Annotated in this window: 15 protein-coding genes; 7 read left to right on the top strand and 8 right to left on the bottom strand. The window is 57.8% G+C overall.

From position 1 onward, the window contains the following. Positions 1-1,261: short-chain fatty acyl-CoA regulator family protein (locus ABL922_RS09965; RefSeq protein WP_349024065.1), on the bottom strand; the 1,261-nt coding region annotated here is incomplete at its 3' end. Between the two features lie 156 nt (positions 1,262-1,417). On the opposite strand from ABL922_RS09965, the gene ABL922_RS09960 reads away from it, so the two are divergent. The 3 genes from ABL922_RS09960 (at position 1,418) to ABL922_RS09950 (ending at position 3,765) form a co-directional block, all read left to right on the top strand. Further along, positions 1,418-3,019, top strand: coding sequence for an isocitrate lyase (locus ABL922_RS09960; RefSeq protein ID WP_349024064.1), 1,602 nt, complete (start codon positions 1,418-1,420; stop codon positions 3,017-3,019). A gap of 24 nt (positions 3,020-3,043) precedes the next feature. Further along, positions 3,044-3,205, top strand: a complete 162-nt coding sequence (locus tag ABL922_RS09955; RefSeq protein ID WP_349024063.1) for a hypothetical protein — start codon at positions 3,044-3,046, stop codon at positions 3,203-3,205. Between the two features lie 143 nt (positions 3,206-3,348). After that, a complete protein-coding gene (locus ABL922_RS09950; protein ID WP_349024062.1) occupies positions 3,349-3,765 on the top strand; it encodes a hypothetical protein in 417 nt (138 codons plus the stop codon). Between the two features lie 93 nt (positions 3,766-3,858). On the opposite strand, the gene katG is transcribed toward ABL922_RS09950, so the two are convergent. Then, positions 3,859-6,048, bottom strand: a complete 2,190-nt coding sequence (gene katG / locus ABL922_RS09945) for a catalase/peroxidase HPI (RefSeq protein WP_349024061.1) — start codon at positions 6,046-6,048, stop codon at positions 3,859-3,861. Between the two features lie 173 nt (positions 6,049-6,221). Next, positions 6,222-7,007: a 3-hydroxybutyrate dehydrogenase gene (locus ABL922_RS09940; protein WP_349024060.1), complete on the bottom strand. Its 786-nt coding sequence runs from the start codon at positions 7,005-7,007 to the stop codon at positions 6,222-6,224. Positions 7,008-7,108: 101 nt separating this feature from the next. On the opposite strand from ABL922_RS09940, the gene ABL922_RS09935 reads away from it, so the two are divergent. Then, positions 7,109-8,011, top strand: coding sequence for a neutral zinc metallopeptidase (locus ABL922_RS09935; RefSeq protein WP_349024059.1), 903 nt, complete (start codon positions 7,109-7,111; stop codon positions 8,009-8,011). A 6-nt stretch (positions 8,012-8,017) separates the two neighbouring features. Next, on the top strand, positions 8,018-9,166 hold the full coding sequence (locus ABL922_RS09930; RefSeq protein WP_349024058.1) for an alpha-hydroxy acid oxidase: 1,149 nt from the start codon (positions 8,018-8,020) through the stop codon (positions 9,164-9,166). Here the strand turns inward: ABL922_RS09930 and creD are convergent. Together creD and ABL922_RS09920 are read right to left on the bottom strand one after the other, a co-directional pair. Further along, the gene (gene creD, locus ABL922_RS09925) at positions 9,147-10,550 is read right to left on the bottom strand and encodes a cell envelope integrity protein CreD (RefSeq protein WP_349024057.1); all 1,404 of its coding nucleotides are present in this window, start codon (positions 10,548-10,550) and stop codon (positions 9,147-9,149) included. The genes ABL922_RS09930 and creD overlap by 20 nt on opposite strands. A gap of 88 nt (positions 10,551-10,638) precedes the next feature. Continuing rightward, on the bottom strand, positions 10,639-11,253 hold the full coding sequence (locus tag ABL922_RS09920) for a LysE family translocator (RefSeq protein WP_349024056.1): 615 nt from the start codon (positions 11,251-11,253) through the stop codon (positions 10,639-10,641). 80 nt (positions 11,254-11,333) lie between these two features. Between ABL922_RS09920 and ABL922_RS09915 the strand changes: the two genes are divergently transcribed. Then, entirely contained in the window at positions 11,334-12,320 is a 987-nt protein-coding gene (locus tag ABL922_RS09915; protein ID WP_349024055.1) for an LLM class flavin-dependent oxidoreductase, read from the top strand. Here ABL922_RS09915 and sdhA read toward each other — a convergent pair. The 3 genes from sdhA to sdhC are packed head-to-tail and all read right to left on the bottom strand — an operon-like array spanning position 12,317 to position 14,962. After that, the gene (gene sdhA / locus ABL922_RS09910) at positions 12,317-14,131 is read right to left on the bottom strand and encodes a succinate dehydrogenase flavoprotein subunit (RefSeq protein WP_349024054.1); all 1,815 of its coding nucleotides are present in this window, start codon (positions 14,129-14,131) and stop codon (positions 12,317-12,319) included. The two genes, ABL922_RS09915 and sdhA, sit on opposite strands and share 4 nt — an antisense overlap. Then, the gene (gene sdhD / locus ABL922_RS09905; RefSeq protein ID WP_349024053.1) at positions 14,131-14,520 is read right to left on the bottom strand and encodes a succinate dehydrogenase, hydrophobic membrane anchor protein; all 390 of its coding nucleotides are present in this window, start codon (positions 14,518-14,520) and stop codon (positions 14,131-14,133) included. The genes sdhA and sdhD overlap by 1 nt, the downstream gene beginning before the upstream one ends. A 1-nt stretch (position 14,521) precedes the next feature. Then, positions 14,522-14,962 carry a succinate dehydrogenase, cytochrome b556 subunit gene (gene sdhC / locus ABL922_RS09900; RefSeq protein ID WP_349024052.1) on the bottom strand — a complete coding sequence of 147 codons (441 nt, stop codon included), beginning with the start codon at positions 14,960-14,962 and terminating at the stop codon, positions 14,522-14,524. Positions 14,963-15,135: 173 nt separating this feature from the next. Between sdhC and ABL922_RS09895 the strand changes: the two genes are divergently transcribed. Continuing rightward, positions 15,136-16,476 (top strand): methyl-accepting chemotaxis protein, encoded by a 1,341-nt coding sequence (locus ABL922_RS09895; RefSeq protein WP_349024051.1) that lies wholly within the window; start codon positions 15,136-15,138, stop codon positions 16,474-16,476. The last annotated feature ends 3 nt before the right edge of the window (positions 16,477-16,479 follow it).

Here is a 16,479-nt window from a genome sequence, read left to right as displayed (position 1 = left end):
GGCCGATGGGGGTGGCTTCGCCAGCGTTCAGGTCTATCCCGCGCGCGGCGGCGAGTGGGGCGGCGAGGCTTGCGTCGATCCCCAGCCCTACGGCAAATTCGGCGCGGATACCGCCTTCCCTGCCCGCCTGCGGTTGCACGGTGCGCGCGATGGTGAACCAGCGGCTTTTATCCTCCAGTTCGACCATATCCTTCACAAGATGGCCGGGGCGGTCGAATGCGGTGTGCAGCCGCCACAGGGGGCAGCGCGCATCACTTTCCACCAGCGGCGAGGCGCTGGCCCCGGCATATCGCTTGCTGCTCTGCCCTGCCCGGTCGATGCGCAGCATGAAGAAGGGCAGCCCGCGCGCGCCGACGCGTTGCAGCGTGGTCAGCCGGTGCGCGACTTGCTCAAAGCCTGCGCCAAAGCGCCGCTGGAGCAGCTCGATATCACAGCCTGTCCCCTCGCAGGCGCGCAGGAAACGGGCATAGGGCATCATCAGTGCGGCGGCGAAATAGCTGGTCAGATGGCGGCGGTAGAAACGCTCGCTCGCGCGCTCGGCAAAGTTCGCGCCTTTGACGAGGCCGTCAATCTCGGCCCGTGCCTCCAGCGTGGCAAGCTCTGCCGCTGCCGCAAAGGTCCGGCTGGCGGGGTCGAGCAGTTCGGATAGCTGCAATTGCCGCGCGTGCAGATCGAGCCGCTTGAGCCTGTCGGGCAGCACATCAACGGGCAGGATGCGGATGGAAAGCTGGTGCTTGACGCGGAGGCGTTCTGCGATGGCGCCGTATAGGTCGGCATTGGCCAGACGCAATTCGTCCGCCATCTCCTCTGCCTGCGCGTCGAGATCGGCGAAATGGTTGCGCCAGCGTTCGATCTCGCTACGCACCGCGGCGATGGCGTCGGCCTCTTGCGCGGGGCCAGCACCCGACAGCCGGTCAAAGGCGCGGGCGAAGGCTTCGGCGGCATCGGGGGCGGCGGCGATCCAGTCTTCCAGTTGCAGCTTGTCGAGGTTGAGATCGGCGAACAGCGGGTCAGCGAGGCGGCGCTTGAGCGCCTCCACCCCGCCGCCGGGGGTCGCGCCGGTCAAGCTGCGCGCATCAAAATCAAAGCGCTCGGCGAGGCGGAGCAGGATTGCGGCGGTCAAGGGCCGCTGGTTACGCTCGATGAGGTTCAAGTAGCTGGGGGAGACAGCCAGCGCCTCCGCCATCGCGGTTTGGGTAAGGCCATTGGCGCGGCGGATGCGGCGCACGGCATGGCCCGCAAAGAGTTTCTGCTCGGTCATGGGCGCAGGTTATGTCAATAACTTTACAATATTACAAGAACGAAGCCATTTTGTGCGACGCACACACAACATTTTTGACAAATCCGACTCCCATAGCGCGCGCGAACATAGGTAAGATGTCTCCAATTCAACGTCTCCCCACAAGGATTTGTCAATATGACCTATAAGCAAGAAATAGAAGCAGCAGGCCAACTGATCGGCCAGCAAAACGGAACATGGGATTCGATCAGCCCCGAATCCGTCGCCCGCATGCGCCTGCAAAATCGCTTCCAGACCGGTCTCGACATCGCCCGCTACACCGCAAAGATCATGCGCGAAGATATGGCCGCCTATGATGCCGATCCTGCCAACTACACCCAGTCGCTCGGATGCTGGCACGGTTTCATCGCGCAGCAGAAAATGATATCGGTCAAAAAGCATTTCGGCACCACCAAGAAGCGCTACCTTTATCTCTCCGGCTGGATGATTGCCGCTTTGCGCAGCGAATTCGGCCCCCTGCCCGACCAGTCGATGCACGAAAAGACCAGCGTTCCTGCGCTGATCGAGGAACTCTACACCTTCCTGCGTCAGGCCGACAGCCGCGAACTCAACCTCCTCTTCCGCGACCTCGACAAGGCGTGTGAAACTGGCAATGCCGCTGCTGAAGCAGAGTTGCTGAACAAGATCGAGAATTACGAAACCCATGTCGTTCCGATCATCGCCGATATCGACGCAGGCTTTGGCAATGCCGAGGCAACCTATCTGCTCGCCAAAAAGATGATCGAAGCCGGCGCCTGCGCGCTGCAGATCGAAAATCAGGTTTCGGATGAAAAGCAATGCGGCCACCAGGACGGCAAGGTCACCGTTCCGCATGAGGATTTCCTGCAGAAAATCCGCGCCTGCCGTTATGCCTTCCTCGAACTTGGTGTTCCTGATGGTATCATCGTTGCGCGCACCGACTCGCTTGGCGCTGGCCTGACCAAGCAGATTGCGGTTTCAAAGGAAGCTGGCGATCTGGGCGATCTCTACAACAGCTTCCTCGATTGCGAAGAAATCGACCCCGCAACCGCGAAAAATGGCGACGTCATTCTAAACCGCAACGGCAAGTTACTGCGTCCGAAGCGCCTGCCGTCGAACCTCTTCCAGTTCCGCTCGGGAACCGGTGAAGATCGTTGCGTCCTCGATTGCATCACCTCTCTTCAGAACGGTGCCGATCTCATCTGGATCGAAACCGAAAAGCCGCACATCGAACAGATTGCTGGCATGGTCGACCGCATCCGCGAAGTCGTTCCCAATGCGAAGCTCGCTTACAACAATTCGCCCAGCTTCAACTGGACGCTCAATTTCCGCCAGCAGGTGTTCGACGCTTGGGCCGCAGAGGGCAGGGACGTGTCAACCTATGATCGTGCAAACCTGATGAGCGCATCCTATGACGAAACCGAACTGGGAGCAGAAGCCGACACCCGCATTCAGAATTTCCAGCGGGATTCAGCAAAGCGGGCTGGCATCTTCCATCACTTGATCACGCTGCCGACCTATCACACCGCGGCGCTCAGCACCGACAATCTGGCCAAGGACTATTTCGGCGAAATGGGCATGCTCGGCTATGTCGCGGGCGTCCAGCGCAAGGAAATCCGCCAAGGCATCGCCTGCGTCAAGCACCAGAATATGTCGGGTTCCGACATTGGTGATGATCATAAGGAATATTTCGCCGGTGAGGCTGCTCTGAAAGCGGGCGGCAAAGACAACACTATGAACCAGTTTGCAAACGCAGCCTGATTAGCTGTCTAAAAGGAGTTAGCCATGAGTGAACCCGCACGTTCCCGCGCAGTCCTTTCAACCGAGGACTTCAAGCTGATCCGCAAGGCGCTCGCGGAATATTTGCCCACCGTGGAAGATGGCGAAGAGTCGAAGAAATTTGCCCGCCTTTATCACCGCCTTGGGAGCGCTGCCAAACTGGGTTGAACAAGTTTTCCTGGGGAGGAAAAACTGCCTTGGGCCGCCGGTAATATTGCCGGCGGCCTTTTTTCTGTGCTCGCATCAATCAATCGTTTGTTAACGATAAAGCTTTAGCAAACCTGCTGTATTTCGCGAAACTGAGGTTGATCATGGACAATATCCAGAAAAGCGTCGTAGCCGTCCTGTGCGTTGCCGCATTTGCTGCATTGATTATACCGTCCGCTAGCAGCTTCAAAACCGACCAAGCCAGTGCGCCGGCGGCTCCCGAATCCGCACCAAAACCTGTCAATGCTCAGGAAACTGCTGTTGCACCTGAAGAGGGCGACGAATTTGCGTTGCAGGACGAAACGGACGAAGGCCCCGACGAGTTCGAAACCTTTGGGCAGCCGATGAATGACGCGCAACCTTTGGGTGTTGGCTCTGACTCGATCAAGCAAGACTCGCCGCAGCGCAATTTGCCCGAGGGTGCGCTCAGCACATCATCGACCGTCGGCGAAAATTATGCGGATCAGTTTGCGGCGGGATCAAATGATGTCGCGATCAGGACCAACCAGCCTGTCGAATAACGAAATCGCGGTTCAGAGTGCCCAGCTTAGCCGATAGGTTCAAAAGGGCCGTCACACATTTTGTGTTACGGCCCTTTCCAACATGAGAATTGATCAGGCGAGGTCGAACCTGTCTGCATTCATGACCTTGACCCAAGCCTTCACAAAGTCGGCTACAAACTTCTGCTCATTGCCTTTCTCCGCATAGACTTCTGCCACTGCCCGCAGTTGCGAGTTGGAACCAAAGACCAAATCGGCACGGGTTGCGCGCCAGCGTTCGGCGCGACCACCTCGGGTGTAGCCTACATATTCTTCGTCACCACTGCCATCTACAGCTTCCCAGAAGGTATCCATATCCAGCAGGTTGACAAAGAAGTCGTTGGTTAATTGGCCAACCCGATAGGTGAAGACGCCGTGCGACCGACCGCCATGATTGGCACCGAGCACACGCAGGCCACCGACAAGCGCGGTCATTTCCGGTGCCGACAGCCCAAGCAAAGCGGCGCGGTCAATCAGCAACTCCTCGGTCTTCACCGAGAATTTGTTCGACAGATAATTGCGGAAACCGTCGGCGCGCGGTTCAAGTACGTCGAAGCTTTCGGCATCGGTCCATTCCTGCGTCGCATCGCCTCGGCCGCCTGTGAAGGGCACCGTCACATCATAACCGGCATCTTTTGCAGCCCTTTCAACCGCAGCGCTACCCGCAAGGACGATCGCATCGGCCATAGACAATGCTCCACGCAGTTCATCGATCTTCGCGAGTGTTGCTGCAAGTTTCTCAGGCTCGTTCACAGCCCAGCCATTTTGCGGAGCAAGTCGAACACGTGCACCGTTCGCGCCGCCACGATGGTCGCTCTTGCGATAAGTTGATGCTGATGCCCAAGCTGCCTTGATAAGGTCGCTGGCAGCTACACTGCTGGCAAGAATCTCGGACTTGAATGCAGCCACATCTGCGTCCGAAGGCTTCGAACCAGCCGGAACGGGATCCTGCCAGATCAGGTCTTCCTTCGGCACTTCCGGACCATGATAGCGGGCTTTGGGGCCCATATCGCGATGGCACAGTTTGAACCAGGCGCGTGCAAAGGCATCGTCAAGTGCCGCCTGATCGTCGCGGAATCGTTCCGAAATCTTGCGATATTCGGGGTCCATCTTCAGCGCCATGTCTGCCGTCGTCATCATCGTCGGCACGCGCTTCGAAGGGTCGCGCGCATCGGGTGCCATGTCCGCTGGATCGGGATCGATCGGCGTCCACTGTTGCGCGCCGGCAGGGCTATGGACAAGCTTGTAATCATATTTGAACAGCAGTCGGAAATAGTCACCACCCCACTGCGTCGGATTATTCGACCATGCACCTTCGATACCGGATGTGGTGATTTTACCCGATGCAATCTGTTCCGGATCCGTTGCCCAGCCAAAACCCGTCTTTTCCAGAGCTTCAGATTCAGGGCTTCCGCTCAACTGGTCAGCTGGAATAGCGCCGTGAGCCTTGCCAAAAGCATGGCCGCCAGCTGTAAGCGCGACCGTTTCTTCATCGTTCATCGCCATGCGGGCGAAGGTGATGCGCATGTCGCGCGCCGACAGCAGCGGATCGGGATTGCCGCCCGGTCCTTCGGGATTGACATAGATCAGACCCATCTGGATAGCTGCGAGCGGGTTTTCGAGATCAAGCTGTTTTTCGGGCTGGATGCGCGTTTCTGCACCTTGGTCCACCCACAGGTTTTCCTCACCCCAGTAAATGTCCTTTTCAGGTTCATAGACGTCGGCACGACCGCCGCCGAAACCAAATACCGGACCGCCCATCGATTCAATCGCGACATTACCGGCAAGAATGAACAAATCGGCCCAGCTGATCTTCTGGCCATATTTCTGCTTGATCGGCCACAGCAAACGGCGCGCCTTGTCGAGGTTGCCGTTATCGGGCCATGAGTTGAGAGGAGCAAAACGCTGCTGACCGCTATTGGCGCCGCCGCGGCCGTCTGCCGTGCGATATGTGCCTGCAGCGTGCCAGGCCATACGGATGAAGAAGGGACCATAATGGCCATAGTCAGCAGGCCACCAAGGCTTGCTGTCGGTCATCAGCGCCGTCAGGTCAGCCTTCAGCGCCTGATAATCGATCGACTTGAACGCTTTGACATAATCAAAGTCGGGACCCAGCGGGTCCGGCGAAACGCCACCTTGATGCAAAATATCGACAGGCAGAGCTTCGGGCCACCAATCCTTGTTGGTGCGGCCGAGCAATGATCGTGCCGCATCCTTGTGAACCGGGCAACCGCCGCCAGTGTTGATGGGAGTTTGGTCGTTCATGGCTTTTCCTATCCTGTTTAAATGTTCGGATTCCGGTGCGTCACACAGCACTCTAAATTGAGACTATCTCAACCCCATGACAATGCCATCGAGTTTTTCCTTGCACTCTTATCGACTGAATCGATTGTTCGTGGCCTAAAGTGCAAAATCTTCGAAAATTGCGTTCAACTCGGCTATTGCGCCGTCCAGCCTCCATCCATCGAAAGATTGGCTCCGGTAATCGCGCCCGCGGCATCGCTGCACAGATAGACTGCCAGCGAAGCCAACTGCTCTACCTGCACAAATTGCTTTTGCGGTTGTGCTGCCAGCAAAACGTCATTGATCACCTGATCGCGCGTCAGGCCGCGCGCTTTCATCGTATCGGGTATCTGGTTCTCGACCAGTGACGTCCAGACATAGCCGGGGCAGATATTGTTCACGGTGATACCGTCGCGCGCAACTTCCAGCGCGATCGTCTTCGTGAAACCAGCTATCCCATGCTTTGCTGCGTTATAAGCGCTCTTGAACGGCGACGCGACGAGGCTGTGCATCGACCCCGTATTAATGATGCGACCCCAGCCCTTCTCCTTCATCGCGGGCACGACCGCCTTGGTCGTGTGAAAGGCCGAAGACAGAATGACTGCGATGATCGCGTCCCATTTATCTTCGGGAAAACTATCGACCGGCGACACATGCTGGATGCCCGCATTGTTGATCAAAATGTCCGGAGCTCCGAGCTTTGCCGTGCAATCCGCAACCATCGCGCGGATTTCCTCCGGTTTGGTCATGTCAGCACCAGAATGCAGTGCGCCTGCATTGCTGGTGCGGATCAGTTCCTCGACATAGCCCTGAATCTCGGCAGCATCACCAAAGCCATTGATCATCACGCTGGCACCTTCAGCCGCCAAGGCACGTGCATAGCCAAGGCCAATACCCGACGTGGAACCAGTGATCAGCGCGGTTTTGCCTTTGAGAAACATGGGAGAAGTCCTTTGCGGTGCCGTTTGTAAATCTGCCTTCCTCCTTGCGCTTTTGCGGCAAAACCGCAATGCTTGATTGAAAGCGAGTAGGGAGAATCGCCATGCGTCTCGACGATCTGGATCCAAGCAACAACACACGCGACCATGGTGCGGGCGGTGGCGGCTTTAGCATGGGCGGCGGCGGTGGAGGCATGGGCTCGCTCATCTTTGGCCTGCTTCCTTTGCTTTTCGGTCGGAAGCTGGGCTGCGGCACACTGCTCATATTAGCTGTCGTCGGCTATTTCCTATTTTCCAGCGGTATGCTCAATCTGGGCGGCAGCGGCATGGCTCCTACCGAAACCGCGCAACAAGGCACGGGCGGTAATCAGGCTTGCGACACGCAAGAAGAACTGTTCGCCTGCCGCGTTCTCAAATCCACCGAGGACACCTGGGGCGCACTATTCGCACAAGCTGGTCAACGTTATCAGCCGACCACCCTGAATTTCTACCAGCAAGGCACCCAGTCAGGCTGCGGTTCTGCGCAATCTGCGATGGGACCCTTCTACTGCCCGGCTGATCAGGGGGTCTATCTGGACACCACCTTCTTCCAGCAGATGCAGCAGATGAGCGGCGGCGGTGATTTTGCCTATGCCTATGTCATTGCGCACGAAGTGGGCCACCATATCCAGAATATTTCGGGTGTCGCCGATCAGGTTCGTCGCGCCCAAGCTGGCGCCAGTCAGGCCGACGGCAATGCCCTGCAAGTACGGATGGAGTTACAGGCTGACTGTTATGCGGGCGTTTGGGCTGCCAAAAATGCTGCCCGCATTGAAGCAGGCGATATTGAGGAAGGCATGCGTGCCGCTCATGCTATTGGGGATGACAAGTTAATGCGCGACGCCGGTCGTTCACCGGTTGAAAGCATGTTTACCCACGGTACCAGCGAGCAACGCATGGCTGCACTTAAAAAGGGATTGCAGAGCGGTGATCCAAACAGCTGCGACTATTTCGGCGGTGCGTCCTGAACCCACATGCGCCTGACCGATTGCCACAATGTCGAAGATTTCCGCCAACTGGCGAAACGCCGCCTGCCCTCGCCCATCTTCCATTACATCGACGGCGCAGGCGATGATGAGGTAACCAAGGGGCGCAACACATCCGCCTTTGACAATTGCGACCTTGTCCCAAATGTCCTCGCTGGTGTCGAAAGCATCGACATGTCGACCACGGTGATGGGCAAGAAAATCGGCATGCCGCTTTTTCTCTCGCCTACAGCTTTGCAGCGGCTGTTCCATTGGCAGGGCGAACGTGCCGTGGCAGCAGTGGCGGAGCGCTACAACACCTGGTTTGGCATATCGAGCCTGGCGACGGTCAGCATCGAAGAGGTCGGGGCGGCCATCAAAACGCCCAAGATGTTTCAGCTCTACATCCACAAGGACAAGGGGCTGAACAAATCGATGGTCGAACGCTGCAAGGCGGCGAATTTCGATGCCATCACTTTGACCGTCGACACGATTGTCGCGGGCAATCGGGAGCGCTGCCTACGCACTGGATTCACGTCACCCCCTCGCTTCACACCCTCCTCCGTGCTCAGCTATGCGACGCATCCCGGCTGGGTGATGAACTATCTGTTCCGCGAGAAATTTGCGCTGCCCAATCTGTCGACCCATGTCAGCGAGGGGACCAATGTCGCTGTATCGGTGGCTGACTATTTTAACACGATGCTCGACCAGTCGATGGACTGGAAAATGGCAGAGGCCATCCGCGCCGAATGGGGCGGGCAATTCTGCTTGAAAGGCGTGATGTCGGTCGAGGATGCAAAGCGGGCGGTCGAAATCGGCGCCACCGCTATCATGGTTTCGAACCATGGCGGGCGGCAGCTTGATGGCTCGCGTTCGCCCTTTGACCAGATCGCCGAAATCGCCGATGCTGTCGGTGGCAAAATCGACATCATCTGTGATGGCGGCGTGCGGCGCGGCACGCATGTGTTGAAGGCGCTGGCTGCCGGGGCAACAGCTTGCTCAGGGGGTCGTCTGTATCTTTATGCTTTGGCTGCTGCCGGTGAACCCGGCGTTGACCGTGTTGTTGGCAAGTTGCGTGACGAGATCGAACGCGGCATGAAACTCATGGGCGTCCGATCCGCCGCGGAACTCGACAGCTCTATGCTGCGCTGGCGCTAGCTTCCTCTGCCCCGCGCTTGGCGCCCCAGTCGATATGGCGGGTCGCCCACATCACCACCGCCAGTGCGATAAAGAGCAGGATCGAGCCAATAATCAGCGCATAGGCCTCCAGATTGAGCAAGACGTAAAGCGTTGCATATAGACCGACCAGCAACCCGCCGATCACCCTCGCACGCAGCCAGCTTTTCAGCACCGCTGCCGAGTAAGCCGTCAACAAACCGGTGATCACACCTCCCGCGAGTAGATAGGCCCACGTGAAGCCGATGACCTCGGCAAAGGCGAGCAACATTACGAAGAACAGCACAAGCCCTGCCCCGGTTAGCAGATATTCGGCCGCAGCCACCTTGGCCCCGCCCACCACATCAAACATCAGGAAGGCAAGGAAAGTAAAGCCGATGAACAGAAAGCCATATTTCACTGAACGATCTACCTGACTGTACAGATCGACGGGTTCGATCAGACCGATTGTCGCTGCCTGCGATGGACCGCCGACCGATTGCGCACTGGAGGTCGAAGCAGCCATTGTAGCAACATAGCCACCGTCGATCTGCGGCATGCCAAGGTCTTCCTTCAAGACCAGCGACTGACCGAGCGCAAGATTTGTCACCTTGTGTGACGATGCAAAGCCTTTGTCCGAAATCGTCCGTTTGGTCGGCAGGAAATCGCCGGCAAAGCTCGGGCTGGGCCAGGTCGATTTGACTTCCCAGCTGGTTTCTTTCCCTCGCGGTACCATCGTCAGGGATTTATTGCCGCGAAAGGCATAGCTGTAACTAACGCTCAATGGCGTTGCGCCATCCCAATCGATGAAAGTGAAAAAGCCCGAATTGCCCGATGCAGCCAACCCTTTGCCGGGTTGCAGTTCCAACGGCGTGCCGTTGACCAGCACCTTGCTGTCGGCCTGCAATCCGCGTGCGTCTGACACGCCAAAGCGTAGCTCGGCACCTGTAAGGTTCAGGCTGTCGCGCGGGATGCCGTAACGGGCAAAATCTGCTGGCAGAGCGAAGCGCGCATTGCCGCTATTCTCGGCGACAAATAGCACGCTTTCATAGATCGATTTCTTTTTTCGCTCGGGCCGAAGATCGGTCTTTATCGCGTTGGTTTCGGGCGAGAGGAATAGTTCACGCTGCACCCGCACAGTGCGGGTTGTCTGCTGGCCATTCTCTGTCACAGTTTCGACATTGTCGGTGGTGTAGGGTATCACGAGCACCGGTCCGACCACAACCTGCGGCCCACCCCAGCCAGCGGCAATTGAAGTCTGTGCAGTATTAGCCTGCTCCTGCCTGTCCCATGACAGCGCAAAAACCATCATCAGCGGGATGGCGAGGACGAGACCGATCAGCCCCGCGAAAAACAGTTTGAAACCGGGGGACCGTTCGGTGGCCATCAGACTAACTCCTCTTTCCACTCAATTCATCTATGAATTTGCACGGCTCATCTGCGATTGCCAAGCTGAACCGCAGGTGAATATCCGGTCATCGCGCGGTACTGGCCAGAAACCAGAATGCCACTGCTGCAATCAAAATGGCGCATATCTTGCGGAGAATGATTGCATTCCTGCCTCTTTCAAACCAGCCATGCGCTTGTCCGGCAAGCAATGCGAGAATGAGGTGCACCAGCGTCGCGACCGCGACATAGGTTGCCGAAAGCAACAGGGTCTGCGGCATGACTGGCGCAGCACTGTCGACATAATTCGGTAGGATCGCGACAAAGAACAGCGCCGCTTTCGGGTTCAGCAGGTTGAGGAAAAGGCCGTGGCGGAACCAGCGTACATTTCCATTATGCGCATGCTCGGGCGATACGTCGCCCTGCCCCCGCCACGCCTTCCACGCCAGCCAAAGCAGATAGGCAGCCCCCGCGTAGCGCAGCAGTGCGAACAAATAGGGTGAGGCTTGCGCCAGTTCCGCGAGCCCGAAAGCTGCTGCAGCGCCAACAACCGCAAGACCCAGAGCAATCCCCGCAGTCGCAGTCAGCGCTGCTCGCTTACCCACACTAGCGCCGGTCAGTGCAATCCAAGCCATATTTGGACCGGGGGTTAGCTCGATCAGGATTGCGGTGAGCAAAAAGGGCAGGAAGTTGGAGGTGAGCATTAGCTTACGCTATGACATTGACGCGCGGCACTGTCGATTGCTGCTTGGCATTTTCGGGGCAGCATGCCTAGATGAAGGCGATGACCGCTTATTCCATTCTCGATCTCGTCCCCGTTGTCGAAGGCGGAACGGTGCCGCAGGCGCTGGCCAATGCCGCTGATCTGGCCGCCCATGCAGAGACACTAGGCTTTACCCGTTTCTGGGTGGCCGAGCATCATGGGATGAAGGGCATCGCCAGCGCGGCAACATCCGTCGTGATCGGCCATATTGCTGCCGCCACCAAATCGATCCGTGTCGGTGCAGGCGGCATCATGCTGCCCAATCATGCGCCGCTCGTGATTGCGGAACAGTTCGGCACGCTCGATGCTCTCTATCCGGGGCGTATCGATCTGGGGTTGGGCCGCGCTCCCGGAAGTGACCAGCGTGTTGCCCATGCCATCCGGCGCACGCTCGATAGCGATCCCAACGCTTTCGTGCGCGACGTGGTCGAACTGCAAAGCTATTTCGCAGATGACGGCCAGACGGGTATCAGCGCCACGCCGGGGGCTGGGGCCGATGTGCAACTCTACATCCTCGGCAGCAGCCTTTACGGCGCACAGGTCGCGGCCCTGCTCGGCCTGCCCTACGCCTTTGCCAGCCATTTTGCACCGCAGATGCTCGACGAAGCGCTGCATGTCTATCGCAACAGCTTCAAACCGAGCGCCGCGCTCGACCAGCCCCATGTCATGGCGGCAATGAACATCATTGCGGCAGATAGCGACGAAGAGGCCGAATTTCTCGCCAGTTCAATCCAGCAGAGCTTCGTCGGTCTGCGCACCGGCAACCCGCGCCAGATGCAGCCGCCGGTTGAGGGCTATAAAGCAAGCCTGCCCCCGCACATCGCCGCGATGCTCGACGAACTGCTTTCATGCAGCGCGATTGGTTCGCCGGACACGGTGACGACGAGAGTCGCAAAATTCATCGACCGAACACAGGCCGACGATATCATAGTCGCCTGCTCGATGTTCGATCACGATAAACGTAAGCGCAGCCTGAGCCTGACGGCTCAGGCTTTCCAGTCGCTTTAGTACACGCGCGCCTTTGGTTTTATATACTCGATCTCGTCGGTCAGCGTGTAATCGTGCACCGGACGGTAGTCCAAGGTGACCTTGCCGCCCTTGCCGCCCCAGCCTTCGAACCAAGAAACGGTATGTTTCATCCAATTCTTGTCGTCGCGATCGGGGAAGTCCTCATGCGCGTGGGCGCCGCGGCTTTCCTTGCGGGCATTGGCGCCTTCGATGGTGCAGATCGCTTGGCTCATCAGATTGTCAAGCTCAAGCGTTTCGACCAGATCGGTGTTCCAGATCAGACTGCGATCGCTGACCGAAATGTCCTGCATCCGCTGATTTACCTTCTGCATGATTTCGCAGCCTTCAGAAAGCAGCGCGCTATCGCGGAATACCGCGGCATGCTTCTGCATAGTCTGCTGCATCTGCAGGCGAACCTCGGCGGTTGGCGAACCGCCCTTGGCGTTGCGGAAATGGTCGACTCGAGCCAATGCCAAATCGGCGGAATCTTTTGGCAGCGCCTTTTGCGCAGCATTGGGCTTTAGCGTTTCCCTAAGATGTAGGCCGGTTGCGCGACCGAAGACGACTAGGTCGATCAGCGAGTTCGAGCCGAGGCGGTTCGCGCCGTGCACAGAAACGCAGGCGGCCTCACCCACCGCATAAAGGCCGGGCACGACAACTTCGGGGTCTTTGCCCTTCTTGGTCACGACCTGACCATGATAGTTACACGGAATGCCGCCCATATTATAATGGACCGTCGGGCACACCGGCAGCGGTTGACGGGTCAGATCGACGCCAGCGAAAATCTTGCCGCTTTCGGTGATGCCCGGCAGGCGTTCTGCCAGAACCTTGGGATCGATATGGTCGAGGTGCAGGAAAATATGGTCCTTACCCGGGCCAACACCGCGCCCTTCGCGCATTTCGAGCGCCATCGAACGCGACACGACGTCGCGCGAGGCCAGATCCTTGGCCGAAGGCGCATAACGTTCCATGAAACGCTCGCCTTCACTGTTGGTCAGATAACCACCCTCGCCGCGCGCACCTTCGGTGATCAGCACACCAGCGCCGTAAATGCCAGTGGGGTGGAACTGGACGAATTCAAGGTCCTGCAAGGGCAAACCAGCACGCAATACCATGCCGCCACCGTCGCCGGTGCAGGTATGCGCCGAAGTTGCGCTGTAATAGGCGCGGCCATAACCGCCCGTGGCGAGCACGACGGATTGAGCCTTGAAACGGTGGATGCTGCCATCGTCCATGCACAGGGCGATCACGCCCCGGCATTCACCATCTTCCATGATCAGGTCGAGCGCGAAATATTCGATGAAAAAGTCCGCATCATATTTCAGGCTCTGTTGATAGAGCGCGTGCAACATGGCGTGGCCCGTACGGTCGGCAGCGGCGCAGGTGCGCTGCACCGGGGGGCCTTCGCCCATATTCTGCATATGGCCGCCAAAGGGGCGCTGGTAGATGGTGCCATCGGCGTTGCGCGAAAACGGCACGCCGGCATGCTCAAGCTCGTAAACAGCCGCAGGAGCCTCACGAACCATATATTCGATAGCGTCTTGGTCGCCCAGCCAGTCCGACCCCTTGACGGTATCATACATATGCCAGGTCCAGTGATCCGGCGAGTTGTTTTGGAGCGAAGCCGCGATGCCACCCTGTGCCGCCACGGTGTGTGAGCGCGTCGGGAAGACCTTGGTGATGCACGCGGTTTTCAGCCCGGCTTCGGCTGCGCCCATGGTCGCCCGAAGGCCCGATCCGCCTGCCCCGACGACGACGACGTCATAGGTATGATCGATGATCTTATAAGCTGGTGTAGCAGATTCTGGCATCAGACGGGCACTCCGGTAAAGGCATGCTTGGCGACCATGAAAATGCCGAATGCGGCGGCGCCAATTACGTAGAAGTTCAAAAGGGTCAGCGCTGCAAACTTATTGCCATCGTCATGGACGTAATCCTCGATGAGCACCTGCAGACCGAGACGGACATGCCAGAAGATGCTGATCAGCATCAGGATCATTGGGACCGCAACCGAAGGCTGGGCGAGCCAAGCCGCAACGGTTTCATGCTCGAAATTGGGCAACAGCAGCAACGACAATACCAGCCAGCTGGTGAGCAGCAAATTACCAACAGCCGTCAGCCGCTGGTCAATCCAGTGCTTACCGCCATGCTTCGCCGAGCCGAGCCCGCGAACGCGTCCAAGGTTTGTTCCGTTACCCATCTCAAATCCCCAAGAAACGCGAAGCGACGAGCATCGCGACAAGCGCCGTAGCGGTCAGCGCGGCGATGAATACAGCGATCGACCAGGTGCGCACTGTGGTCAGTTCATACCCAGCACCCAAGTCCATCAAAAGGTGGCGGATACCCGAGAAGAAATGCTGGAAGAAGCTGTAGGTCACAGCAAGACCCAGAAGGCGGAAAAACCAGTTGGCAGCAGTCTGCAGTCCGGTCGCTTCGGCTCCCGCCGACACCACCCAGGACTGAAAGCTCGCATAGCTCTCCGGCCCGCCCGCAATCGAAGCTATCCACCACAACAAGGTCAGCATCCCAGCGGTCGCCAGCACAAAGCCTGTCGCACGGTGGAAAATGGACACCGCCATATGCGGCCCCCAACGGTAGATTTGCAAATGCGGCGAAATCGGCCGGTTCGGATTCTGCGCCATCGGCTAAGCTTCCCTGTTCAAGTTTGCGTCGCTCTTTACCGCTTTGAACCGACTAAGCAAGGGTGCGGCATACGGAATTTTGCCTGCCATGGATAACGGGGCGTTAACCAATCCCGATTAACTTTGCACACCTAAACAAGTGTAACTTGCAGGTCGCAATTCGGGAGTTCGCAATGTCGGATATGGAAAAGTCGCTTTCGGCTGAGTTTGATACGATAGTCAAAGCCTTTGATTTCGATGGCCAGATGGCGTCGAAGTGCCGGGATTTGCTGGCCGTAGTCGACGACGAGCTGGAGAACTGCGCGGCTTTTTACTGGGAATATTGGACCAGCTTTGGCGACACCGAACAGCTCCGCGATCCCGACTATATCGCGAAGATGGTGAAATCGACTGCAAACTACATCCGCGAACGCATGCGCGACATAAAGGCATCCACTTGGCGTGAATATCTGAAGGCGCAAATCATTGGTGCCTGCAAAGACCGGGTTCCCCTCGGTCATCTACTCGCCGCGTCGACGCGCGCCAGCCTGCGTTATTTCGACATTTTCGATGCGAAGCTCGAAGCTAACGATGCAAAACGCGACGAATTAATGAAAACAGTCCACGATTTCACCTCGATGGAACTGGCCGTCACCTCCGCTTGCTATGTGCATTACCAGAAGATCGTCCAGCGCGAGCAAAAGGAGGGCTATACAGCCCAGTTTGAGAGCGAAATTGGCTCTAGCACCGCTGAAATTTCGGAACAGGCGAACATACTGCGCCAACAAGCGGCAGCCAGCACCGCAGTCGCTCAAGGCATGCTGAGCAAGGCATCGGAAGTCGCGACAGCATCCGAACAATCGGCTGTCGCGATGCGCGAAGCTGCGCAGACCGCCGCCGGTCTGATCCGGGCTATCGAAGACACCCGCACCGAAGTTGAAACGGCCGCCGATGTGGCGAATCGCGCAACCGATCGCGCACAGGAAGCGGTGGAGGCTACCGATACTTTGTCTGAACAGTCAAAATCGATCGAGTCGATCCTTGGCCTGATCCGCGATATTGCGGGGCAGACCAACTTGCTCGCGCTCAATGCCACTATCGAGGCTGCGCGGGCAGGCGACGCCGGCCGCGGATTTGCGGTTGTTGCGCAGGAAGTGAAGAGCCTCGCCAACCAGACCGCCGAAGCAACCGACGAAATTGCCGGAAAAATCACGGCCATCCAGAATGCCACCAAGGCCTCAGTCGAATCAAACGTCGCCATCAAAACCGCAGTCGAAGATGTGCAACACAGTGCCGAACGCATTCGCCACGCAATGGAAGAACAGGCCCAGACGGTGACAATGATCACCGCGTCGGTCGATGAAACCGCGCTGGCCGCAGACCTGATGTCGAACACTATCGCCGCGATCCGCGCGGATACCGAGAATGTCGTGTCGGAAATCTCGCAGCTTGAGGCAGGCTTTGGTGACGTCGAAGGCAAAATTTCGGCACTGCAATCCAACGCCGGTAAATTCGCCGCAAATCTGGTTCGCTAATCA

Source organism: Sphingorhabdus sp., from assembly GCF_040079335.1.
Classification (GTDB): Bacteria; Pseudomonadota; Alphaproteobacteria; order Sphingomonadales; family Sphingomonadaceae; genus Sphingorhabdus_B.
This window is presented reverse-complemented; position numbering and strand designations above follow the sequence as displayed.